The organism is Mesorhizobium sp. BR1-1-4 (assembly GCF_020165375.1).
GTDB classification, from domain to species: Bacteria; Pseudomonadota; Alphaproteobacteria; order Rhizobiales; family Rhizobiaceae; genus Mesorhizobium; species Mesorhizobium australicum.
The window spans coordinates 259,031-281,153 of record NZ_JAIUIB010000007.1; the positions used below are offsets into that span (position 1 = coordinate 259,031).

Here is a 22,123-nt window from a genome sequence, read left to right on the forward strand (position 1 = left end):
TTGAACAGAATCGAACGACTCACAAACGGGCGGCACTATCATTTGAGCGTCTGGCCGAGATGGTTGGCGGCGGTGATTGTCGCATTTGGTTTTGTTGCCGCGGCCGCCACGGGCGCCCAGGCCGAAGTTCGTTCGCTGAAGCTCTACCATCTTCACACGCATGAGAAGGCGGAGATCGTCTACAAGCGCAATGGCCGCTACGTTCCCGAAGGCCTGAGGAAGATCAACATCATTTTGCGCGACTGGCGTCGCAACGAGCCGACCAAAATGGACCCGCGTCTGCTGGATCTGGTCTGGGAGGCGTATCGGGAAAGTGGCGCCACCGATTATATCCAGGTCGTCTGCGGCTACCGTTCGCCGTCCACCAATTCGATGCTGCGCAGCCGCAGCCGCGGTGTCGCCGAGAAGAGCCAGCATATGCTTGGCAAGGCGATGGATTTCTACATTCCCGGCGTACCGCTGAAGAAGCTGCGCAACATCGGCCTCAAGATGCAGGGCGGTGGCGTCGGCTATTACCCGACCTCCGGTTCGCCATTCGTCCACATGGATGTCGGCAATGTGCGCCACTGGCCCGGCATCAGCCGCCAGGAACTGGTCAGCCTGTTCCCCAATGGCAAGACGCTGCATGTGCCGAGCGATGGCCGGCCGCTGCCCGGCTATGAACAGGCGCTGGCCTCCTACAAGTCGCGCAAGGGTTCGGGCACACCGAATATCGAAGTGGCCAGCGCCGGCGGCAGCGGCAAGAAATCCGGCGGGTTCCTCGCTGCCTTCTTCGGCGGCGGTGGCGATGACGAGGCCGACGACAGCGCAGACGTCGAGACCGCTTCGGCCGCACCCGCGCCCAAGGCTAGAAATCTGAAGCCGGCCGCGACAGCCAAGAGCGGCAACCTGCCTGGCATTGCCATCGTGGCCCCCGAGAATGCCCAGCGCGCCGACATTCCGCAGATTGCCGACGAGCAGGCTCCGGAACCGGAGAAGGACACGCCGGAGACAATCATCGCGGCGCTGCCGGCCAAGGAAATCCCGCTGCCCGATTTCGCGCCTCGGCCGAAGGCCGATGTCGGCGCACAGACGCCTGAAAACGTTCCCTTCGCCACGGCGGATGCGACGACCACCACGGAACAGGCCGTGGCGACCGCGCAGGCGCCGGCGAACATGCCTTTCGGCAAGGCCGATCCGGCGGCGCTGGCAGCGGCGGCCGATCCGGCGCAGGTCGCCGTCAACAATATCCCCTTGCCGACATGGCGTCCCGAACGCACGCTGCCGGCGGATCTCGCGCCGCCGCCCAGCAAGGATGTGCTGATGGCGCTGGCCGAAACGGCTGACCAAGGCAAGACCGCGACGGATGCGTTCTCCGTGCTGCCGACGGCGCGTCCCGAGCCGGCCAAGCCGGATGCCGTCAAGGCCGTGCTCGACGAGGCCAATGCCAAGGCCGGCGCCGCCGACGAATATCAGCTGGCCTCGCTGTCCGTAGAACCGCGTTCGGCCTTCAACGATCCGTCCGGTGTCGATGCGGCGTCGCCGCGCCAGGCTGTTGCCGGCCGGCCGGCCGGTTCGGATCCGGCCGCCGCGATCGGCGCCGGTGTGAAGACGACCCGCAAGGAAGCCAGGGCCACCGCCCGCGATCAGAAGCCTGGCCCCAGGGCCGTAGTGGTTGCCGCAGCGCCGCAGGCCGCCCGCTGGGCACTGACCAGCGGCGAGAACGTCGCCACCGTTTCGAGTGCGACGACCGCGCCGGGTTACGCCTACAACATCGTGCATACGCCGCCGAGCGAGGTCTATACGGCCGGCTTCCAGCAGGACAATCAGGTGGCCGACGCCAATCGCTTTACCGGCAACGCCGTCAAGTTCCTGTCTGTCGCCCGCTTCCAGACGAAGTAACGAACAGGCCGCAGTATGCCGAGGCCGCGCCGGGGGACCCGCGCGGCTTCTTGCTGTCCCAGCGTGTGATGCATGCGGCCTCCGACCCCCTGAGGATCACGCGCGGCTGAACTTCTCGTGAAGCGGGAACGGCTCACTCATTTCCGGTTTAGTGTGGGTACGCTCCAACCCGAGGATATTTATGAAAAGGATTCTACTGGCATCAGTTATGGCGCTGGCGGCAGCATCGGCCGCGATCGCGCCATCACAGGCGGAGACCGTTGTCGTCAAGACCGACAATCATATGCACATGATGAAGAAGCACTGCCGCACCAGGGTGGTGACGCACTGGCGGCACCATCACAAGGTGACGGAGACGGTCAAGGTCTGCAACTGATCGCAGTCTGGACTAGCCAGTCAAAAAGGCCCGGTCGACGCTCGTCGGCCGGGTTCATGCCGTGCGGAAAGACGCTATTTCCCGAGTTCGCTGGCAGCGCGTGCGAGCGCTTCGATCTGGTCCCACTTGCCGGCCTTGACCATGTCGTCGGGCGCCACCCATGAGCCGCCGACGCAGATGACATTGGACAGGCTGAGATAATCGGCCGCGTTCTTGCCGGTGATGCCGCCGGTCGGGCAGAACTTGACGTCCGCCAGCGGCGAGGCAAAAGCCTTGAGCGAAGCGATGCCGCCGGACTGTTCGGCCGGGAAGAATTTCAGGAAGCGCAGGCCGGCTTCGCGCGCGGCCATGATCTCGCCGGGCGTGATGGCGCCCGGCAGCAGCGGAACCTCGCTGTCGGAGGCGGCAGCCAGAAGCTCGCGGGTGATGCCGGGGCTGACGATGAAGCGCGAACCGGCCGCGGCCGCTTCGTCGAACTGGCTGGCATCCAGAATGGTGCCGGCGCCGACGATGGCTTCCTTGACTTCGCCCGCCACGCGACGGATCGCTTCGAGCGCATCCGCGGTCCTCAGCGTGATCTCGATCGCCGGCAAACCGCCACGCGCCAGGGCACGGGCCAGCGGCACCGCATCGGCAACGTTGGCGATCTTCAACACCGGAATGACCGGCTGGCCATTGAGGAGCGACAGGAGGTTCTCGGTCTTGCTGGACATTCGGTCTCTCCTTGTCGGGGGCGCATCGAAGGGAATTTCAACCGATTAGCAGACAGGTATTGCCCTGTCCACGGAACCCATCGCGGCGCGATGTCACGCGTTGCCGCTCAGCTTAAAGGTTCTTTCCCGACAGGGCCATGACAGACGGATCGAACCCGCTTCACTTGAATCGGCTTCTACTAGCGTCTAGTTGCTCTGGCAATGACAACACTGCCCGCGCCATCCCAGCCAGCCCGCGTCGCCGCGCTCTACCGTTTTGCCCGGCTCGATGCTTTCGAAGCGTTGCGCGCTCCGCTTGCGGCCTTCTGCTGCGGGCGCGGCATCAAGGGCACGCTGCTCCTGGCGCATGAGGGCATCAACGGCACCGTCGCCGGCAGCGACGAAGCGATCGCCGCGCTGATCGAACACATCGAAGCGATCGACGGCCTGTCGGGTCTCGAGGTCAAGTACAGCAGTGCCGCGGCCATGCCTTTCCACCGCATGAAGGTGCGGCTGAAGCGCGAGATCGTCACCATGGGCGTCGAGACCATCGACCCGGCGGCAAGTGCGGGCACCTATGTGGAGGCGGGCGACTGGAATGCGCTGATCTCGCAAGCCGACACGATCGTCATCGATACGCGCAACGCCTATGAGGTCTCGATCGGCAGCTTCAAGGGCGCCGTCGACCCGGCGACGGCGAGCTTTCGCGAATTCCCGGCCTGGGTGGAAGCGCATCGGGCGGATCTCGAAGGACGCAAGGTGGCGATGTTCTGCACCGGCGGCATTCGCTGCGAAAAGGCGACCGCCTATGTGAAGTCACTCGGCTTCGAGGACGTGTTCCACCTCAAGGGGGGCATCCTCAAATACCTTGAGGAGGTTCCAGCGGAGCAGAGCCTGTGGCAAGGCGAGTGCTTCGTCTTCGACGAGCGGGTTTCGGTGTCGCACGGCCTCACCGAGGGTGATGCGGAGCTTTGCCGTGCCTGCCGCCATCCGCTGACGGCAAGCGAGTTGGCTTCGCCTCGATATGCCGCCGGCGTTTCTTGCCCGCATTGTTTTGACGCCCGCTCGGACGAAGACCGGAAGCGCTACGCGGAGCGGCAGCGACAGGTCGAGCTCGCGCAAGCGCGGGGCAGGGGACCGCACATCGGGTCCTGATCGAGGGCGCTGGGCCGGGCAAACCTGGGCACTGTCATTGCAATGTCAAACTTCGGGACCTACGTCTTCGGCGTTCGAAACCTGCCCGTTCGGCTGGGCAAATCCTGGAGGCATCGATGTTCGATCCCAAGAAGCTTCTCGACGATCTGCTCGGCTCGCAAGTTCCCGGTGCTAGCGGCACGGTCCGCGACAAGGCCGGCCAGGCGGTGCAGATGGCCAAGGACAATCCGCTGGCCGCCGGTGCGCTGGCCGCCGTGCTGCTTGGGACCGGCGCCGGCCGGCAGGTGACGGGTGCCGCGGTGAAGCTCGGCGGACTGGCCGCCATCGGTGGTCTCGCCTACAAGGCCTACCAGAACTACAAGGCCGGCAACGCACCGGAACAGGTGCCCGCCGCCGGCGAGTCGGAATTGCTGCCGCCGCCCAAGGACACCGCCTTCCACCCGTCGCAGGCGCCGCAAGGCGAGGATGAGTTCACGCTGACCTTGGTGCGGGCGATGATCTCGGCGGCCAAGGCCGACGGCCATGTCGACGACGAAGAACGGCGGAAGATCGCCGGCAAGCTCAGCCTCGCCGGGATCGGCACCGATGCGGAAAAATTCCTGATGGCGGAACTGGAGAGCCCACTCGACCTCGACACGCTGGTGGCGGGTGCTCATACTGATGCGCAGAAGCTCGAACTCTACACGGCGTCGCGCCTCACGATCGACCCCGACACGCGCGCCGAGCGCGGTTACCTCGACCTGCTTGCCGGGCGGCTCGGCCTGCCGGACTCGCTGATCGACCATGTCGAGGCGACGGTTTCGGCGGCGAAAGTGCCCACGGCCGAGGGTACGCCACCCAATCCGCAGTGGTAACCCGGATTGGCACACAGGCCGTGGAGGCGTTAACCTTTCGTTAACTCAGGAAGCGCATGATTCTACACAGTCGGATCGGCTTTTCCTCCTCCCAAGCCCGGTTCAGATCAGGGCGGTCGCCAATGACCGCCCTTTTTGTCCGTCCTCGCCGGCTGCCCTCCAAATAAATGGGTTCACTTTTCGAGGCCATGTCCCAGTGGCCGCGCTTGCCATCGCTGCCATCATTTGCGATGCCTTCTCCACCCGAACCAAATTTGTAGATCAGGCGAGCACGCACATCGCTGCCGGAGGACATCAGCCATGACCGAGCAAAAGACCGCCATCGTCACCGGGGCCGGCACCGGGATCGGCAAGAGCGTAGCCACGGCATTGCTCAAGGCCGGCTGGAATACGGTGTTCTGCGGGCGCCGCAAGCCGATGCTGGATGCCGCGATCGCCGAGATCGGGCCGACCGAGGCCAGTGCATTGGCGGTTGCCTGCGACATCAGCAAGGCCGGCGAAGTCGACGATCTGTTCGAGACGGTGGCGGAAGCCTTCGGCCGTGTCGACCTGCTCTTCAACAATGCCGGCATGGGCTACAAGTCAACGCCGATCGACGAGATCCCGGTCGAGGTCTGGAACGATATCGTCGGCGTCAATCTCACCGGCTCGTTCCTGTGCGCGCGTGCCGCCTTCGGCGCCATGCGCAAGCAGAAGCCGATGGGCGGCCGCATCATCAACAATGGTTCGGTGTCGGCCTATGCGCCGCGCCCGGGCTCGGTGCCCTATACGGCGACCAAGCACGCCATCACCGGGCTGACCAAGACGCTGGCGCTCGATGGCCGCCCCTATGACATCGCCTGCGGACAGATCGACATCGGCAATGCATTGACCGACATGGCGCAGCCGATGACCGTCGGCGTGCCGCAGGCCAATGGCTCGATATCAGCCGAAGCGGTGATGGATGTCCAACGCGTCGCCGACGCGGTCGTGCACATGGCCAGCCTGCCGCTCGACGCCAACGTGCTGTTCATGACCGTGATGGCGACCAAGATGCCGTTCGTGGGGCGTGGGTGAGCAGCGGGCGCTGGCGGCGCTTTCGCCCGGGCCTCATTTTTCCGCCAGCGGCACGCCGGGCTTGAAGAGTTAGAATGGGCCTGATCTCGTAAACGGCGGTCGGATTGACACGACGAAGATCGCGGGCGATCGCGATGGCGTCATCCCCGGTGACGCAGTCGACGACATAGAGGCCGAGCAACTGTTCCTTGGTCTCGGCAAAGGGCCCATCGATGATCATACCGTCGCCCGGGCCGCGCAAGGTGCAGGCATCCGCCGTCGCGCCCAAACGCGCCGACGGCCCAAGCGTGCCTTCCGCATGAAGCCTGGTGTTGATCTTGAGCAACTCGGCCATCAGCGCCGCATCTTCCTGCGGCGTCAGCGCCTCGATCGCATCTTCCACGTGATAGGCAAGGATTGCATAGAACATGCGACATCGCCCTTTCGAAACGTCATTCAAACAGGCTGACCGTAGAAAGTCGGGCGAACATGAACAAGGGAATATCCCGATCCATCCTGGATCAGGATCCTCCTCGAAAACCGGATCCCACTTTTCGGCATCATGCTCTAGCGTGACGGTTTCGCCGCCTGATCGACAAGCCAGTCGACAAACCGCCCGATGACAGGGTTCGCAAGGCCCTCTTCGTGGCATATGCAATAGTAATTTCGGGCGGCCGGCGTGAACAGGGTGAGCGGCTGCACGAGGCGCCCTTCATCGAGATCGCGAAAGGAGATGATATCGTTGGTCAGGGCAACGCCGTGACCGTCGCGGGCTGCCTGAAGCACCATGGCAAAATTGTCGAAATAGATATCGGACTGCACCGTATGCGGCACGCGCGCCCGCATCAGCCACTGCCGCCACTGGCTACCGTCATCCTCATGCAGCAGGCGATGGTGAAGGACATCGCGCGGCTCGCGAATGCCGTGCGGCCCGCGCAGCAATTGCGGGCTGCAGACCGGCGCCGCGTGCACGTTGTGGAGTAGCTGCCACGAAAATCCAGGCCAGGGCGGATTGCCGTAGACGATGGCGACATCGACCTTTCGCCAGTCCACCTCCTCGAATGCCACCGCTGTCAGCATCCGCAGCCGAATGTCCTGGTTGGCATCCAGGAATTGAAAGATCCGCGCCGCCAGCCAGGTCGTTCCAAAGACCGAAGGCGACGATACGCGCAGTTCCGCCCTGGCGGTCGTGGCGTAGGCATTGGCCGAAATGTCGCGGATCGAATCGGCGATCTGATGCATCGCCATGCCGACGCTCTTCTGCAGCGTCGCGCCGCGTTCCGTCAGCGCGAGGCGACGGCCGCTTTTCCTGAACAGCTCGATGCCCAGCGAGAGCTGCAAGGCGCGCAGTTGTTGGCTGATGGCGCCCGGTGTCACATGCAACTCGGCGGCCGCGGCAGCGACATTGCCCAGCCGCGAAACGCTTTCGAAGGCTCGCAGGGAATGAAGAGACGGAACGCCCACTCGGCACCTTAGTTTAGAAAAACTGCCATATATTGCCGCTAAAGATTTAGCTTGTCTCGCGATAATTGCAACATAAGGTCCTCTGGCCGCCCAAGATCGGCACCGCAAAGACAAAAATGGGGAACTGGATATGCTTCATCCGCGCATCGCCTTCGCAGTGAAAATCGCCTTCGGCGGAATGGTTGTCATGACCCTTGCTGCCACCGCGCCGGTGGCGCAGGCCGGCGATGTTGGCTTCATGCGCAACGGCGTGCTCAATGTCTGCACCGGCGGCGATTTTCCGCCCATGCAATATTATGAGAATCCGGGCGACGAGAAGCTCGTCGGTTTCGAGGTCGACGTCGTCGACGCCATCGCAAAGCAATGGGGCGGCACCACCAAATATGTAGTCGGCGACTTCAAGGGGCTCCTGCCGTCGCTCGGTGCCGAGCGCTGCGATCTCGTCGCGAGCGGCATCATGGTGACCAAGGAGCGCCTCAAGGCCTATGATGCCGTTCCCTACTTCGTTTCGAACGTGGTGATGGTGACTGCCGCCTCGGATGCCGAGACCAGATCGCCGCTCGACCTCAGCGGCAAAGTGCTGGCGATTGAGGCAGGCACCACCTACGAAAAGACGGCAGCGGACCTGAATGCCGAGCTGGCGAAAGCCGGCAAGGCTCCGGCGCAGATTCAGACCTATCCGTCCGCCTCCGGCGTCATCGAGCAGATACTGGTCGGCCGGGCCGCGGCGACGATCACTCAGGACACGACGGCTGCATTCCGCATCAAGCAGATGCCGGGCCGGTTGCAGGTGCCCTACAACTATGGTGACGGCGAAACCTACGGGATCTATCTGAGAAAGGGCGGCGACAACCGCGAGGCCCTGATCAAGGCCATCGAGACCCTGCAGGCCAGCGGCGAGATGAAGGCGCTGCTGCAGAAGTGGAACCTTCCCGAGACCGCCACCGACGTCAAGCACGCGACCAACTGAAGGGCAGGCTGAACGTGTTCGACAGCAAGCTCTTCCTGACGGCGCTGTTCGGCTGGCCCCTTGCCAAGGGGGCTTTGCTGACCCTGGTGCTTTCGGTTCTGGTGATGACTGTTGCCCTGGCGATATCGCTCGCAACGGCAGCACTTGCCACGTCTAAGCGGCGCTGGATCCGCCTGTCGATCGCCGCCTTCGTCTGGCTGTTTCGCGGTGCGCCGGCACTGCTCGTACTGTTGTTCATCTGGAATGGGCTGCCGCAGATGTCGGCGGTGTTCCGCTCGGACTGGTTCAGCCCGTTCGTGGCGGCCTTTCTCGCTTTGGCCCTGATCCAGATCGCCTACCTGACCGAGATCCTGCGCAGTTCCTACGCATCGATCGGCAAGGGGCAGTCCGAGGGTGCAGCGGCCCTTGGTCTGCACCGGGGCCAGATCTTCTTCCTGATCATCCTGCCTCAGGCCCTGCGTGTCGCGCTGCCGGCACTGGTCAACGAGTTCATTTCCCTGCTGAAGGCGACCTCGCTGGCGACGGTCATCTCCTTGAAGGAGCTCATGACCGTCACCCAGTTCGCCATCGCCACCAGCTTTCGTTTCCTGGAATGGTATGGCGCGGCGCTGATCTACTACATGTCGATGGTTTCGGTTCTGACCATCTTCCAGATTAAGCTCGAGCGCATGCTCGCGCGGGGCCATCGCTAATGCCGGCGACCGACGACGCTTCCGACTGGTTTTCACGCGAAACCGTTGGGCGGGATATCACGCGGATATGGGAGCCGTACGTCCATGCCTATTTCAGGAGCAACATCTTTCATGTTCGCGGGCGTGATATCGACCTCGTCATCGACGCCGGCATGGGCCTGGTCCCCCTCAGGCCGATACTGAACCTGCCGGGCACCAAGCCGGTCGCGGCCGTAGCCACGCACATCCATGTCGATCATGTCGGCGGCTTGAATGAGTTCGAGACCAGGGCCGGCCACCGCGAAGAGGCTGCCTTCTTCGCGGACATGGCGGACGAACACACTTTGGCGCATCTGTTCCGCGCCCAACCGGAGCCCGTCCGCAGGTCGCCCGATGGGGCATGGTCCCCGCGCTCTTTCCAGGTCAGGCCGGCGCCGCTCACCCAGATCCTGGAGGAGGGTGACAAGATCGAGACCGGCGACAGGTCACTGCGCGTCCTGCATTTTCCGGGTCATTCGCCGGGATCGATCGGGCTTCTCGATGAGGGGCATGGGGAGTTCTTCGCTGGCGATGCGGTCTATCGTGGCCGGCTGATCGACGATCTTCCGGGTTCGGACGTGCAGGCCTACCGGAAGACGATGCAGCAGCTCTTGCAGATCGAGTTCAGCCGCGCCTATTGCGGGCATGGCGAACCGATCGACCAGAACGAGTTGCGATCGATCGCAAGAGCCTACCTGGACAGCACGAGCTGAGCCTCACTTGGCCAGGAACGTTCCGATCCTGTCCAGCGCGCGCAAAATGTTTTCCTCGGAATTGGCGTAGGAGAGCCTGACATAGCCTTCGCCGAGAATGCCGAAATCGGGGCCGCCGATCAGCGCCACACCAGCCTCGTCGAGCAGGGCCGAGGCGAGTTTCTTGGCCTTCCAGCCGGTCTTCGAGACATTGGGGAAGGCATAGAACGCGCCCTTGGGCGTGATGCAGGAGATGTTTGGCAGGGCATTCAGGCCCTCGACCACGATTTTCCGGCGGTTGTCGAAGGCGCGCATCATAGTGTCGACGTCATCCTGCGGGCCGTCGATCGCCGCGATGCCGGCGAACTGGCTTGGTGCGTTGACGCAGGACCAGCAATTGACCGCCAGCTTGCGCACCTTGTCGTAGAGGTGGGCGCCCTTGTCGCCGTTCGGCCAGATCGACCAGCCCATGCGCCAGCCGGTCATCGCCCAGGTCTTGGACCAGCCGTTGAGCACGATCAGCCGGTCGCGGATCTCGGGAAAGCCAAGCAGCGAGCAATGCGTCTCGCCGTCATAAGTCATGACATCGTAGATTTCGTCGGAGAGAACGGCCACGTCTGGATGCTTCTCAAGCCCCTTGACCAGCTTCTCGATCTCGGCGCGCGGCGTGACGCCGCCGGTCGGGTTGGCCGGCGAGTTGAGGATCAAGAGCCTGGTCTTCGGCGTGATCAGCCCCAGCGTCTCTTCGGCCGAGAAGGCGAAGCCGTTCTCCTCGCGCATCGGCACGGGAATGGGGGTTGCACCGGTGAACTCGATCATCGAGCGGTAGATGGGAAAGCCGGGGTCGGGATAGAGGATCTCGGCGCCGGGCTCGCCGAACATCAGGATGGCGGCGAACATGGTTGGCTTGCCGCCGGGCAGGATCATCACCGCCTCCGGCGAGACCTCGACGCCGGTGGTCGTCAGCGTGCGCCGCACCACCGCCTCGCGGGTCGCCAGCAGGCCATTGGCCGGCGTGTAGCCATGTTGGCCGTCACGCAGCGCCTTGATCGCCGCCTCGACGATGTGTTGCGGCGTCTTGAAGTCGGGCTGGCCGATGCCGAGATTGACGATGTCGCGGCCCTGGCTCGCCAGCGCCGTTGCCCGGGCCAGCACGGCAAAAGCGTTTTCCTCGCCGAGACGGTCGAAGGCCGAAATCGTGTGGAGCATTTTTCCCGTCCCTGTGGTTCTTACTGTTGGCGAGCGTTTTTGTGAGCGTCCGCCCGCAAAAGTCAAACGGATTGGAGTTTTCGGTGTCGGAAAATCTCAAAGACTGGCAGCCGCGCCCGCGCCCGGAGCGCAAGGTTCTGGAGGGCCGCTATGTCAGGCTCGAGCCATTGAGTGCCGCAACACATGGCGACGGCCTCTACGAGGCGTCCTCCGTGGCCGACGTCGACGGCCGCTTCGCCTGGCTGCCCGACTATCCGCCGGAAACCCGCGCCGCCTTCCAGCCCTGGCTGGACAAGGTGGAGGCGAGCGAGGATCCGCTGTTCTTCGCTATTGTCGACAAGGCAAGCGGCAAGGTCGCCGGCCGCCAGACGCTGATGCGCATCGATCCGACCCATGGCGTCATCGAGATCGGCAACATCTACTGGGGACCCCTCATCTCGCGCAAGCCGGCGGCGACGGAAGCACAGTTCCTGTTCATGAAATACATCTTCGACGAACTCGGCTATCGCCGCTACGAATGGAAGTGCAACAACCGCAACGGGCCGTCGAAGCGCGCGGCGGAACGGTTCGGCTTCAAGTTCGAGGGTATTTTCCGCCAGCATCTCATCGTCAAGGGTGAAAACCGCGACACCGCGTGGTATTCGATCATCGACAAGGAATGGCCGGCTCTGCGCAAGGCTTATGAAGCCTGGCTCGATCCGGCCAACTTCGACGCCAATGGCCAGCAGAACCGCCGGCTCGAGGATTTTCGCGCGGAATTCGGCGCCTAACGGGAGTTTGCCATTTGGCGCATATCCACGATCACAGCGGGCACGATCACGGCGGCGGCCATGTGCATGGGTCGACGGACCAGAAGCGCGTCCTGATCGCGGCCTGCCTGACCGCCGGCTTCATGGTGGCCGAGGCGCTCGGCGGCCTGTTCACCGGGTCGCTGGCGCTGCTGGCCGATGCCGGCCACATGCTCGCCGACGCCATTGCGCTCGGCCTGGCCTGGTATGCCTTCCATCTGGCGGGCCGGCCGGCAACCGGCCAGCTCACCTACGGCTTCGGCCGCGTCAAGACGCTGGTGGCCTACACCAATGGCATCGCCATTTTCGTCATCGCTCTGTGGATCGTCTACGAAGCGTGGGATCGCCTGCTGACACCGGCGCCGGTGCTGGGCGGGCCGATGCTGGTGGTGGCGATCCTCGGCCTGCTGGTCAATATCGGCTCCTTCCTGGTGCTGCATGGCGGCGATCGAGACAACCTCAACATGCGCGGCGCCATCCTGCATGTGCTCGGCGATCTGCTCGGCTCGGCAGCCGCGATCGTCGCGGCACTGGTCATCCTGGCGACCGGCTGGACGCCGATCGACCCGATCCTGTCCGTGCTGGTATCGCTGCTGATCCTGTCCACCGCGTGGTCGCTGATGCGCGCCGCCGCCCACGTCCTGCTCGAAGGCGTGCCGCCAAGCCTCGATCGCGACCTGATCGCCGGGGACATTCAGGCAACGGTCCAGGGCGTGCGCGAGGTGCACCATATGCACATCTGGTCGCTCGACGGGTCGAGCAGCATGGCGACGCTGCATGCCTGCCTCAACGAGGGCGTCGATGCCCATCAGGCGGTCAGCGCCATCAAGAAGCGGCTTGCCAGCGAGCACGGCATCAGCCATGCCACCGTGGAACCGGAATTCGGCCGGTGCGCCGACGATGGCGACGACCATCATCACGAGCATGAGCACGATGCGGCCGCGCATCACGGCCACTATCACTAGGATCGATCGATGACCATTGATCGGACCTGCCTCAGGAGTCCTCCAGCTTTGCAACTCAGCTCGATGAACGACCGCCGTTCCGGTGCGGCATGATGGACCGTGACACGCGCAATGCGGCCATTGCGGCGGTCTGGATCATGCTTCTGTTCGGCATTGCCGCTTTCTACCTGCCGACCGTGATGTTGGCACTCGGCAGTTATTCGACCGTGCTGGCGGGTATCTTCGGCACCGTCTTCGTGCTGGCGTTTTTCCTGGTGTTCTGGTTGCGCGCGCGCACCCAGCGCAAAAATCGGAAGTAAGGGATATCGGACATGCGCATTCTGATCACTGGCACCGCGGGCATGGTCGGCCGCAAGCTCATCGCCCGGCTGGCCAAGGACGGCACGCTGCGCGGCGAGAAGATCACGGCGCTCGACCTCCACGACATCGTGCCGCCGCAGGCGCCAGCCATGGACGGCGTCAGCGTCGCGCTGCACACGGGTGACCTTGCCGTAGCAGGCGCCGCGGAAAGCCTGGTTGTGTCGCGCCCCGATGTCGTCTTCCACCTCGCCGGCATCGTGTCGGGTGAGGCGGAAGCGAATTTCGACCTCGGCTACCGCGTCAACCTCGACGGCACGCGTGCGCTGTTCGACGCCATCCGCCTGGCAGGGTTTGCGCCGCGCGTCGTCTTCACGTCGTCAATCGCCGTTTTCGGCGCGCCGTTCCCGGATGTCATACCGGACGAATTCCACCCGACGCCGCTGACCTCCTACGGAACGCAGAAGCAAATGAGCGAAGCGCTGCTGGCAGACTATTCCAGGCGCGGCTTCTTCGACGGCATCGGCATCCGGCTGCCGACGATCTGCGTGCGGCCCGGCAAGCCCAACAAGGCGGCGTCCGGCTTCTTCTCCGGTATCATTCGTGAACCCTTGAGCGGGCAGGAGGCGATCCTGCCGGTGCCGCGCTCGGTCGTGCACACCCATGCCAGCCCGCGCTCGGCGGTGAGTTTCCTGATCCATGGCGCGGAGATCGACGGCGCAGCCGTGGGACCGCGCCGCAACCTGACGATGCCGGGTGTCGCCGTCACCGTTGGCGAGCAGATCGAAGCGCTGGAACGGGTGGCTGGATCGCAGGCGACAAGCCTGATCCGCGAGGTGCCCGACGAGACGATCTGGGCAATCGTCAAGGGCTGGCCGACCCGCTTCGAGGCGCGGCGGTCAAGGGAACTTGGCTTCAGTGCCGAAAAGAGTTTTGACGAGATCATCCGCGCGCATATCGAGGATGAGCTGGGCGGCAAGATTCCCGGTCAGTAGCGCACGGTGCCTATCCCATTCCAACGGAATGGTAGGGTCTAAACGCTGCCCGTCAGGCTCGCGGACAGCAGCAGCAGTCCGAACAGGAAGACGAAGGCCGCGCCGCCGATCTCGACGATCGAGTGGATGCGGTTGCCCATGCGGCCGTCGCCGGCGAAATACACCGCCCAGTTCTTGGCGGTCACCGCGAGTGTGGCCAGGGCCGAGACGGTGATCGCGGTTCCGATCGACATTGCCAGCACCGACAGCAGGCCGCCGAGCCAGAGCCCGTTGAGCAGCGCGAAGCTGAGAACGATCAACGCACCGGAGCAAGGGCGGATGCCGACGGCGGCCACCGCCGACCAGGCGGTGCGCCAATCGAAGCGGTCACCCGACAGCAGCGCCGGATCAGGTGCATGCGAGTGGCCACAGGTGTCGCAGACCTCGCCGCTGGCGTGGTCGTGATGCGCATGATCATGCGCGCCATGGTCGTGATGATCGTGCGAATGGCCATGCCCATGGTCGTGATCGTCAAGCGCGTGCAGTGCGTGGGAATGAGCGTGCGCCGCATGGTTGTGAGCGCCATGCGAATGGCCGGCATGGGAATGACCGGCGTGAGCCGCCGACAGGCTGTAGGCCGGGCCCTTGCCAAACAGGCGCAGGACGGCTGGGCCGAGCTTGCGCCACAAAAGCCAGGCGCCAAAGAGGGTGACCAGGGCAAAGCTCATGATCTCCATGAACCAGGCCGCATCGGTCATCGAGATGGTGGTGCCGCGCAGGACGAAATAGGCCAGCAGCATCACCAGGATCGCCGTCAGGCCCTGCAGCAGCGCCGAGACGAAGGACAATAGGATGCCGCGCTTCAGCGCCACTTCGTTGGCCACCATATAAGACGAGATCACCGCCTTGCCGTGGCCGGGGCCGGCGGCGTGGAAAATGCCATAGGCGAAGGACAGGCCGATGAGTATCCAGATCTTGCTGTTGTCCTGGCGCATTGCCTTCATGGCGGTCGCCAGCGCGCGGTAGAATTCCTGCTGCCTCAGATTGATCCACATCAGGATATGGGCGAACGGACCGGTGGTGGGTGCCATGCCGTCATTGACGCCGATGCCGAGCGAACTCTGGGCGTGCGCGGCATTGGCGAAATGCATCATGGCAAAGGCAAGGGCCAACAGGCCGACTGCCAAACGCAGGGACGGTTTCGAACAGTTCCCGATCGGGTTCACCGGATCTATCCTTCTGGCTGACAGGTCAGTTCGAGTTTGGTGGCAAAGATCTTGCTCATGTCGGTGCCTGTCGGATCGTTGAAGAAGGCATCCGTCAGGGTCTTCTGGTTTTCCTTGATCGCTTCGTCCGGGTCCGGCCGGACGACCTTGCTCGTGCAGTTCGACGGCAGGCCCTCGACGGTGATGTTGGAATCCTCGGTGAAGTCGATCGCCGTGTAGAAGGTCGGATCGTAGACGCCGATGTCGATCGTGCCGGACAGCTTGATCGGCGCCTTCGGTTCGGATTCAAACAGGATGATCAACTGGTCGTTGTCGAAATTGGCCATCAGATGCGGCGGCGGCGTCATCGCCACGTCCTTGCCGTCCTGCGTGACGAGCTGGAAATAATTGAACTCGGCCAGCGAGGCATGGACGGTGTCGGCGACCTCCTTCAGCTCCTTGTCGTCAAGCTTCAGGTCGGAGTTCTTGTCGAACTCCATCATCACCGTGCTCGAAAACAGATCGTCGAAGCGCCACAGATGACGCAACGCTTTCACACTTTGGTGATCCGGGGACAGGACCACGTCGAGGCGCGCCTCGGCGAAGACGTGCGGATGCACCTCGGCCGGTCCTGTCGCGGCAAAGATCGCCGCCAAGGCCGAGGCCAGCATGATTGCGTGCCGTTTCAGATGCATTCGCGGTCGCGATTCCCTTGGCTTTCGAGAGCGTGGTCGAAGGTTACCAGAAAGGGGGCGAAATTGGGACTGCGGGCGCATGTCACCCAAAAGTGCGCGAGGCTTTGGATAGAGCCACGCATGCAGGAGAGCTCAAAAGCGTGCGGTATCCGGGCTGCTGGGGCAGGTCAGGCGCTCTCGCGCGTCCTGAACCACTGCACCAGGAAATCGACGAAAACGCGCACCTTCGCCGGAAGGTAACGGCGATGCGGATAGACGGCGAAGATGCCTCCGCCCGACAGGATGCGGTCGTCGAGCACCGCCACCAATTGGCCGCTCTTGAGGTCTGGGGCGGCGATGAAATCCGGCAGGATGCAAAATCCAAGCCCCGACAAGGCCGCGGCGCGCGCCGCCATCGGGCTGTTGACCTCGATCGGGCCGGAGACGGCGATGCTCACCGGATCGCCATTGTCGCCCTTGAAGGGCCAGTTGTTCAGTCCGCGGCCATTGGTGTCGACGATGCAGGGCATGTGGCTGAGATCCTGCGGTCGCGTCGGCATGCCATGCTTGGCGATCAGTTCTGGAGAGCCGCAGAGCTTGATCGAAAACGGCGCCAGCCGCCTGGCGATCAGCGACGAGTTCTCCAGCCGCGAGATGCGCACGGCAAGGTCGAAGCCTTCCTCGACCAGATCGACAAAGCGGTCGTCGAGCTGGATGTCGAGCACGATGTCGGGATACTGCTTAGCGAAGTCGATCAGCGACTGGCCGATCGGCGCGTCGGCGAAGGTGCGCGGCGCCGACAGCTTGATGCGGCCGCGCACGTCGCCGGAGGACTCGCGCACGGCGTCGGCCAGGCTATCGACCTCGCGCACGATTTCCGAGGCGCGGCGGTAGTAGGTGTGGCCGGCCTCGGTCATCGAGAACTGGCGCGTGGTGCGGTTCAGCAGCAGAGCGCCGAGCTCGTCCTCCAGCTCGCGCACATATTTCGACAGCAGCGCCTTGGAGCGGCCGATCTTGCGCGCCGCCGCCGAAAAGCCTTCGGCCTCGACGACGTCGATGAAGGCGCGCATGCGGGTCAGTGTGTCCATTGTTCAGGCTCTTTGTGCTGCGTCGAGAAGTTTTCGGCCGAGCCGTATCAGGGCAATGTCGCTGCCGGAAGGGCCAAGCAGCGACAGGCCGAACGGAGCGCCGGCGACCGAGCCGATCGGCAAGGTGATCTGCGGAAAGCCGGAGAGCCCGGCCAGGCATAGAAGATGGAGCGCGCGTTCGCGGTAGGCCTGGAATTGCTCCGGTGTGCTGTCGACATAGGGTGCCGGACCCGGCACCGTCGGCAGGACAAGGAAGCCGTCCTTGCCAAGCAAGGCGCTGAGTTCGCCGCGAAAGGTCAGCCGGCGCACCTTCTCGGCCTGTGCTGTCCGGTCGTCGACCGCACGGCCAAAGCCGAACCGTTCCTCGACGCCGGGCCCGAGCTCGCGCTCGCCGCTGGTGATCCATTCGCCATGCACTGTCCAGGCCTCCTTGGCCTGCAGGCGGCGAAAGCACCAGTAGAGTTCGTCCGGGGACGAGCTGAAGCGCGTCGCTGGCGTCGCCGGCGTGCCGAACACCGTGCCCACCAGCGCCTTCATTCCGGCATATTCGGCGGCCGCCGGCCGGGCGACCATCTCGTCCAGCCAGCCGAGCGCCAGCGGGCGGTCCAGGGAATGCTGGTGCGGATCGTGGCCAAGCAACAGCTTGCCGACAGTCTCATAGGTTTCGATGTCGTCGGCGAACCAGCCGAACGTGTCGAAACTCGGCGCCAGTTGCATGGTGCCGTCGAGGGAAATGCGGCCATGCGTGGTGCGCAGCCCGATCAGCCCGCAGAAACTCGCCGGCGCGCGGATCGAACCCCCGGTGTCTGACCCCGTGGCGATGTCGGCCAATCTGCCCGCCACCGCCGCCGCCGACCCCGACGACGAGCCTCCGGTGACACGGTCGGGAGCCGCGGGGTTCACCGGAAACGGAAAATGCGCGTTCTGGCCGAACAGAGCGAAGGCGAGTTCGTCGGTCTGCGTCTTGCCGATGAAGCGCGCACCGGCGTCGAGAATTGCCTGCACGGCCGGCGCCGTGCGCGAAGCGGCGTGGCCATTGGCGAATTTCTGCAAATTGCCGCAACCGGTGCGGTAGCCGGCAACGTCGTAAATATCCTTGACCGCCAGCCGCAGGCCGGCCAGGGGTCCAAGTTCGGCATGCGCCACCGGCATCTGGCGAAGGTCGAGAAAGGCGTTGAAAGGGCCGTGCGTGCCTGTCATCGTTCGATATCCGTATACGGTTGGCCAACATTGTTCGATGGCAGAAATTTTACAACCTGCGATAAGATTTTTATTGATTGTGAAATGCTTCGCTCTTATATCGCGCTTGCCCAAAGTCGCACGTGCCTGTGGGTGTCCGCCGATCCTCGAATGGTGAGGGAAATCGGTAAGGTAACTGGAGCTAACCCCTCCAGTCGGTTTAGCGGCCAACCGCCAGACCGAGGACACCTTGAAGCAACGACGGTGCGGGCCTTTCTGGTTCTCTGCCGGTTGTCCAAAGACCGGGGTTACTGAAGAGGCACACCTTCATTGCCGGCAGTGCGGAACGGGGTTCTCCCAATCCAAGCCAAGGCAGACAAAGCGAACCGAAGCCGGGCAAGGCTAAGGTTCATCGCCGCGAGACGGCGTTTCATGGTTCCGGGGTCTCCACCGGCTGGTTCCATGGATTTTCCGTCCCGCCTTTGTTTGACCGCGTGTTCGCGAGGCCGACAGCCCGCGCCCGCACCCTTGTGCGCGCCGAAAGGCGCGATGGAGAAACCCGATGGCCACACAGCGCATCCTCGACTTCCTCGCCACCCGACGTCCGTCCGGCCCCTGCCTCGTCGTCGACCTCGACGTCGTGCGCGACAATTTCCGCGCCTTCGAGAAGGCTCTGCCCGATTCCAGGATCTACTATGCGGTGAAAGCAAACCCGGCGCCGGAAATCCTGCGCCTGCTTGCTGCGATGGGCTCGTCCTTCGACACCGCTTCCGTTGCCGAAGTCGAGATGGCGATGGACGCCGGTGCGCCGGCGGACCGCATCTCCTTCGGCAACACCATCAAGAAGGAGCGTGACATTGCACGCGCCTACCAGCTCGGCATCCGGCTGTTCGCGGTCGATTGCGTCGAGGAAGTCGAGAAGATCGCGCGCGCTGCTCCAGGCTCCCGCGTGTTCTGCCGCGTGCTGACCGATGGCGAGGGCGCCGAGTGGCCGCTGTCGCGCAAGTTCGGCTGCGTGCCCGACATGGCCGTCGACGTGCTGCGCCATGCCAGGGGCCTCGGCCTCGACGCCCATGGCGTGTCGTTCCATGTCGGCTCGCAGCAGACCGACCTGACCGCGTGGGACCGTGCTCTGGCCGACGCCAAGAAGGTGTTCGCGACGCTCGCGGAAGAAGGCATCGTGCTCAAGATGGTCAATATGGGCGGCGGCTTCCCGACGCGCTATTTGCGTGACGTGCCGGCGGCCCAGGCCTATGGCCAGGCGATCTTCTCGGCGCTGCGCAAGCACTTCGGCAACGCCATTCCCGAGACGATCATCGAGCCGGGTCGCGGCATGGTCGGCAATGCCGGCGTCATCAAGTCGGAAGTCGTGCTGATCTCGAAGAAGGCCGACAACGACAATGTGCGCTGGGTGTTCCTCGACATCGGCAAGTTCGGTGGTCTGGCCGAGACGATGGACGAGGCGATCCGCTATCCCCTCGTCACCCGCCATGACGGCAGCGAGACCGCGCCTTGCGTGCTCGCCGGCCCGACCTGCGATTCGGCCGACGTGATGTACGAGAAGACGCCCTATCCGCTGCCCTTGTCGCTGACCATCGGCGACGAGGTGCTGATTGAAGGCACCGGCGCCTACACGACCACCTACTCGGCGGTCGCCTTCAACGGCTTCGAGCCTCTCCGATCCTACGTGATCTGACGGCTCATTAGAGCTGTTCAGATCATCCCAGGTGGGCGCCCGTCGCCCACTTGGGCTCGCCTGTGGAACATATCTCCGCTCGTGAAGGGATCGCGGAAATGGAAATGTCAGTCGAATTCGTAGCTCATGCGCCGGCCTTCGCCATGGTCGCCGAAACCGCTGCCGACGTGGCGGCGCGCGAAGCCTTGCTCGATCGCGCCATGGGGCCGAAGCGCAAGACCAAATCATCGGAGAAGCTGCGCCGCGGCCGCCGGCCCTCGGAGGGGCTTGCCTTCGTCGCACGCGATGCCTCGGGCGGCGTGGCCGGCACCGTGCGGCTATGGGATGTCACGCTGGGCGAGGGCGGTCCGCCAGCGCTGCTGCTTGGCCCGCTCGCCGTCGACCCGTCGCTCGAGAGTGCCGGCATCGGCTCGGCGCTGATGCGGCATGCCATCGCGGAAGCCGCGCGCCTCGGCCACGCTGCGATCCTGCTGGTTGGAGACGAGCCTTACTATGGCCGCTTCGGCTTTTCGGCCGCCAGGACCGGGGCGCTCGCCATGCCGGGGCCTTACGAACGGCACCGTCTGCTGGCCTTGGAACTGGTGGAGGGCGTGCTTGACGGCGCCAGGGGCACGCTGAAGGCGTCCGGCCGCAAGCTCAAGGCACAGGCGCCGACCTTGGCCGCATGAGGCCTTAAGCGCGACTGCCCTTCAAACGAAACGCCGCCTGAAAAGGCGGCGTTTCGTTTACCTCGAAATCGCTTCTGGCGGCCGCGCCTGTCAACCGATCAACTGGCTCAGCGCCATGGCGACGGTCATGTCGCCTTCGACCTTTATCTTGCCGGTCATGAACGCCATGGTCGGGTTCAGGTCGCCCGCGATCAGCGAATCCAGATCGTCGAGCGACAGCTTGATGGTGCAGTCGGCGGGAGCGTCCGTGGTCGAGACGGCCGCGCCGTCGATGACGATGACGCCGTCGCTGCCGGTGTCGAACTTCACGGAACGGTCGAAGCCGCTGCTGGCCACGCGCGACTTGATCTTCTCGGCTATATCCTGAACGCTCACGCTGTTCTCCCTGTCTGGTTGCATCTGTCACGCTACGCACTTCGGTCCAGCCGAAGTTCATGCGGCATCACTGGCGATCATGATCGCTGCCGCATATAGCTTCGGATTGACGTTTACGTCAACGCGAATTGCAGGGATTGGCCCCAACGCCGGCTGCTCTAGGGCCACCGGCACCGGGCCGATGGCTTAGTGCGCGCTGACCGGCTTGGGAGTCTCGGTCGCCTGGGTGCTGGCATCCTGCCGCCGACGCAGCCAGTTGTCGCGGATCTCATCCTTGCTCAGGAAATTGACCTGGTCGATCAGGACCTCATGGACCAGGGTTGCGCCGACCCGGGTGTTGATCGTGTCGCGGATCGCGGCGCGAAAGGCATCGAGGTCGAGCGTCGCCTTCTTGGTGAAGTCGATCTGGGGGTTGGCGTAGAGGTAGGTGTAGACCTGGTCGGTGATGAGCGCCTCGGCCGGGATCGACAGCTTCTTTATCTGCTCCGGCTCGACGGTGTAGACGAGCTTGGCCAGAAAATAGCCGTCGATCTTGGAGTCGTGGATCAGCGGCACCGAAATGATGTCGGTCTTGACGTAGTCCAGCCCGCCCAGCATCGGCTTGGGTTTCTCACCGACGCCCTGTTCACCGGCGGCCTGGAACGAATAGAACACCGCGCCGAGCGTGGCGGCGCAGATCCAGACCGCTATGGCGATGACCTTGATCATTTTGAACGCGAGCTCGGCATTGCCGCGCTCTAACCTTTCATCCTGCCGAACTCGCCGGCGGAGTAGGTGCCGTCGGTCTCGGCGCGCTGGATGGCACTGCGCAGCAGGCTGGCGACCTCGTTGACGGCGCTCAGATGCGCCAGGATAGCGGCTTCGTTCTTCGCCAGCTTCTGGCGCAGCCGGGTCAGGCCCTCGCGGTGCTGCTCGAGGAATTCGGCTTCGCTGCCGCCCTTCATGGCCCGGGTCAGCTCGTAGAGATAGCGGCTCTTGCGGGCGTTCGACGCCTTGAGGTCATAGCTTGTATCGCTGCGGATGCCGGCGGTCTCTTCCTCGACCACCTCCTCGATGCGGCCGATGATGGCGGCAAGGTTTCCAGGCCGCGCGAAAGGAGTCGGTGCGTCCGACGCGGTGGTGCGCGCGGGCAGCTTGGCGGTGAATTCCGAAGAGTCGGCCATGTGTTTCCCAGTC

Annotated in this window: 26 protein-coding genes; 14 read left to right on the top strand and 12 right to left on the bottom strand. The window is 64.0% G+C overall.

The genetic code is table 11. The annotated features are described in order from the left end of the window. Positions 1-42: 42 nt before the first annotated feature. Together LB571_RS17610 and LB571_RS17615 are read left to right on the top strand one after the other, a co-directional pair. The gene (locus LB571_RS17610) at positions 43-1,881 is read left to right on the top strand and encodes a DUF882 domain-containing protein (RefSeq protein ID WP_140619397.1); all 1,839 of its coding nucleotides are present in this window, start codon (positions 43-45) and stop codon (positions 1,879-1,881) included. A 181-nt stretch (positions 1,882-2,062) separates the two neighbouring features. Then, positions 2,063-2,257 carry a hypothetical protein gene (locus tag LB571_RS17615; RefSeq protein WP_015315857.1) on the top strand — a complete coding sequence of 65 codons (195 nt, stop codon included), beginning with the start codon at positions 2,063-2,065 and terminating at the stop codon, positions 2,255-2,257. Positions 2,258-2,331: 74 nt separating this feature from the next. On the opposite strand, the gene LB571_RS17620 is transcribed toward LB571_RS17615, so the two are convergent. Next, the gene (locus LB571_RS17620; RefSeq protein WP_224596386.1) at positions 2,332-2,970 is read right to left on the bottom strand and encodes a 2-dehydro-3-deoxy-phosphogluconate aldolase; all 639 of its coding nucleotides are present in this window, start codon (positions 2,968-2,970) and stop codon (positions 2,332-2,334) included. Between the two features lie 201 nt (positions 2,971-3,171). On the opposite strand from LB571_RS17620, the gene LB571_RS17625 reads away from it, so the two are divergent. After that, positions 3,172-4,104 (top strand): rhodanese-related sulfurtransferase, encoded by a 933-nt coding sequence (locus LB571_RS17625; RefSeq protein WP_015315859.1) that lies wholly within the window; start codon positions 3,172-3,174, stop codon positions 4,102-4,104. Positions 4,105-4,220: 116 nt separating this feature from the next. Further along, complete coding sequence (locus LB571_RS17630) at positions 4,221-4,958, top strand: tellurite resistance TerB family protein (protein WP_224596388.1); 738 nt, start codon at positions 4,221-4,223, stop codon at positions 4,956-4,958. 40 nt (positions 4,959-4,998) lie between these two features. Here LB571_RS17630 and LB571_RS17635 read toward each other — a convergent pair whose 3' ends face one another. Then, a complete protein-coding gene (locus LB571_RS17635) occupies positions 4,999-5,253 on the bottom strand; it encodes a hypothetical protein (protein ID WP_140619405.1) in 255 nt (84 codons plus the stop codon). A 5-nt stretch (positions 5,254-5,258) separates the two neighbouring features. Here LB571_RS17635 and LB571_RS17640 point away from each other — a divergent pair, with 5 nt between their 5' ends. Next, a complete protein-coding gene (locus LB571_RS17640) occupies positions 5,259-6,014 on the top strand; it encodes an SDR family oxidoreductase (protein WP_224596390.1) in 756 nt (251 codons plus the stop codon). Here LB571_RS17640 and LB571_RS17645 read toward each other — a convergent pair. Both LB571_RS17645 and LB571_RS17650 read right to left on the bottom strand, forming a co-directional pair. Continuing rightward, positions 5,968-6,423 carry a YciI family protein gene (locus LB571_RS17645; protein WP_224596392.1) on the bottom strand — a complete coding sequence of 152 codons (456 nt, stop codon included), beginning with the start codon at positions 6,421-6,423 and terminating at the stop codon, positions 5,968-5,970. The two genes, LB571_RS17640 and LB571_RS17645, sit on opposite strands and share 47 nt — an antisense overlap. A 137-nt stretch (positions 6,424-6,560) precedes the next feature. Then, the gene (locus LB571_RS17650) at positions 6,561-7,457 is read right to left on the bottom strand and encodes a LysR substrate-binding domain-containing protein (protein ID WP_224596395.1); all 897 of its coding nucleotides are present in this window, start codon (positions 7,455-7,457) and stop codon (positions 6,561-6,563) included. Positions 7,458-7,644: 187 nt separating this feature from the next. On the opposite strand from LB571_RS17650, the gene LB571_RS17655 reads away from it, so the two are divergent. The 3 genes from LB571_RS17655 to LB571_RS17665 are packed head-to-tail and all read left to right on the top strand — an operon-like array spanning position 7,645 to position 9,850. After that, complete coding sequence (locus tag LB571_RS17655; protein ID WP_224596398.1) at positions 7,645-8,427, top strand: transporter substrate-binding domain-containing protein; 783 nt, start codon at positions 7,645-7,647, stop codon at positions 8,425-8,427. A 14-nt stretch (positions 8,428-8,441) separates the two neighbouring features. Then, positions 8,442-9,119, top strand: a complete 678-nt coding sequence (locus LB571_RS17660) for an amino acid ABC transporter permease (RefSeq protein ID WP_015315865.1) — start codon at positions 8,442-8,444, stop codon at positions 9,117-9,119. Continuing rightward, positions 9,119-9,850, top strand: coding sequence for an MBL fold metallo-hydrolase (locus LB571_RS17665; RefSeq protein WP_224596401.1), 732 nt, complete (start codon positions 9,119-9,121; stop codon positions 9,848-9,850). The genes LB571_RS17660 and LB571_RS17665 overlap by 1 nt, the downstream gene beginning before the upstream one ends. A gap of 3 nt (positions 9,851-9,853) precedes the next feature. On the opposite strand, the gene LB571_RS17670 is transcribed toward LB571_RS17665, so the two are convergent. Beyond that, a complete protein-coding gene (locus LB571_RS17670; RefSeq protein WP_224596404.1) occupies positions 9,854-11,038 on the bottom strand; it encodes a pyridoxal phosphate-dependent aminotransferase in 1,185 nt (394 codons plus the stop codon). A gap of 83 nt (positions 11,039-11,121) precedes the next feature. Between LB571_RS17670 and LB571_RS17675 the strand changes: the two genes are divergently transcribed. The 4 genes from LB571_RS17675 to denD all read left to right on the top strand — a co-directional run bounded on the left by LB571_RS17675 (position 11,122) and on the right by denD (position 14,083). Then, complete coding sequence (locus LB571_RS17675; RefSeq protein ID WP_140789059.1) at positions 11,122-11,808, top strand: GNAT family N-acetyltransferase; 687 nt, start codon at positions 11,122-11,124, stop codon at positions 11,806-11,808. Positions 11,809-11,822: 14 nt separating this feature from the next. Continuing rightward, positions 11,823-12,791, top strand: a complete 969-nt coding sequence (locus tag LB571_RS17680) for a cation diffusion facilitator family transporter (protein ID WP_015315869.1) — start codon at positions 11,823-11,825, stop codon at positions 12,789-12,791. Between the two features lie 89 nt (positions 12,792-12,880). Beyond that, positions 12,881-13,090: a hypothetical protein gene (locus LB571_RS17685; protein WP_015315870.1), complete on the top strand. Its 210-nt coding sequence runs from the start codon at positions 12,881-12,883 to the stop codon at positions 13,088-13,090. A 12-nt stretch (positions 13,091-13,102) separates the two neighbouring features. Continuing rightward, positions 13,103-14,083 carry a D-erythronate dehydrogenase gene (denD, locus tag LB571_RS17690; protein WP_224596406.1) on the top strand — a complete coding sequence of 327 codons (981 nt, stop codon included), beginning with the start codon at positions 13,103-13,105 and terminating at the stop codon, positions 14,081-14,083. 38 nt (positions 14,084-14,121) lie between these two features. Here the strand turns inward: denD and LB571_RS17695 are convergent, their stop codons facing one another. The 4 genes from LB571_RS17695 to LB571_RS17710 all read right to left on the bottom strand — a co-directional run bounded on the left by LB571_RS17695 (position 14,122) and on the right by LB571_RS17710 (position 18,229). Then, complete coding sequence (locus LB571_RS17695) at positions 14,122-15,216, bottom strand: nickel/cobalt transporter (RefSeq protein ID WP_224596504.1); 1,095 nt, start codon at positions 15,214-15,216, stop codon at positions 14,122-14,124. Between the two features lie 77 nt (positions 15,217-15,293). Next, positions 15,294-15,962 (bottom strand): DUF1007 family protein, encoded by a 669-nt coding sequence (locus LB571_RS17700; RefSeq protein ID WP_140619413.1) that lies wholly within the window; start codon positions 15,960-15,962, stop codon positions 15,294-15,296. Between the two features lie 167 nt (positions 15,963-16,129). Beyond that, entirely contained in the window at positions 16,130-17,029 is a 900-nt protein-coding gene (locus LB571_RS17705) for a LysR family transcriptional regulator (RefSeq protein ID WP_127275856.1), read from the bottom strand. A 3-nt stretch (positions 17,030-17,032) separates the two neighbouring features. Further along, a complete protein-coding gene (locus LB571_RS17710; RefSeq protein ID WP_224596410.1) occupies positions 17,033-18,229 on the bottom strand; it encodes an amidase in 1,197 nt (398 codons plus the stop codon). A 541-nt stretch (positions 18,230-18,770) separates the two neighbouring features. Between LB571_RS17710 and odc2 the strand changes: the two genes are divergently transcribed. Beyond that, positions 18,771-19,904, top strand: coding sequence for an ornithine/lysine decarboxylase (odc2, locus tag LB571_RS17715; protein WP_224596414.1), 1,134 nt, complete (start codon positions 18,771-18,773; stop codon positions 19,902-19,904). 98 nt (positions 19,905-20,002) lie between these two features. Continuing rightward, positions 20,003-20,572: a GNAT family N-acetyltransferase gene (locus tag LB571_RS17720; protein ID WP_140789065.1), complete on the top strand. Its 570-nt coding sequence runs from the start codon at positions 20,003-20,005 to the stop codon at positions 20,570-20,572. A gap of 90 nt (positions 20,573-20,662) precedes the next feature. On the opposite strand, the gene LB571_RS17725 is transcribed toward LB571_RS17720, so the two are convergent. From LB571_RS17725 to LB571_RS17735, 3 genes are all read right to left on the bottom strand, one after another. Beyond that, positions 20,663-20,947, bottom strand: coding sequence for an SCP2 sterol-binding domain-containing protein (locus tag LB571_RS17725; RefSeq protein ID WP_140661803.1), 285 nt, complete (start codon positions 20,945-20,947; stop codon positions 20,663-20,665). Between the two features lie 186 nt (positions 20,948-21,133). Then, entirely contained in the window at positions 21,134-21,655 is a 522-nt protein-coding gene (locus LB571_RS17730; protein WP_015315879.1) for a hypothetical protein, read from the bottom strand. A 29-nt stretch (positions 21,656-21,684) separates the two neighbouring features. Next, the gene (locus LB571_RS17735; protein ID WP_015315880.1) at positions 21,685-22,110 is read right to left on the bottom strand and encodes a hypothetical protein; all 426 of its coding nucleotides are present in this window, start codon (positions 22,108-22,110) and stop codon (positions 21,685-21,687) included. Positions 22,111-22,123 lie beyond the last annotated feature (13 nt).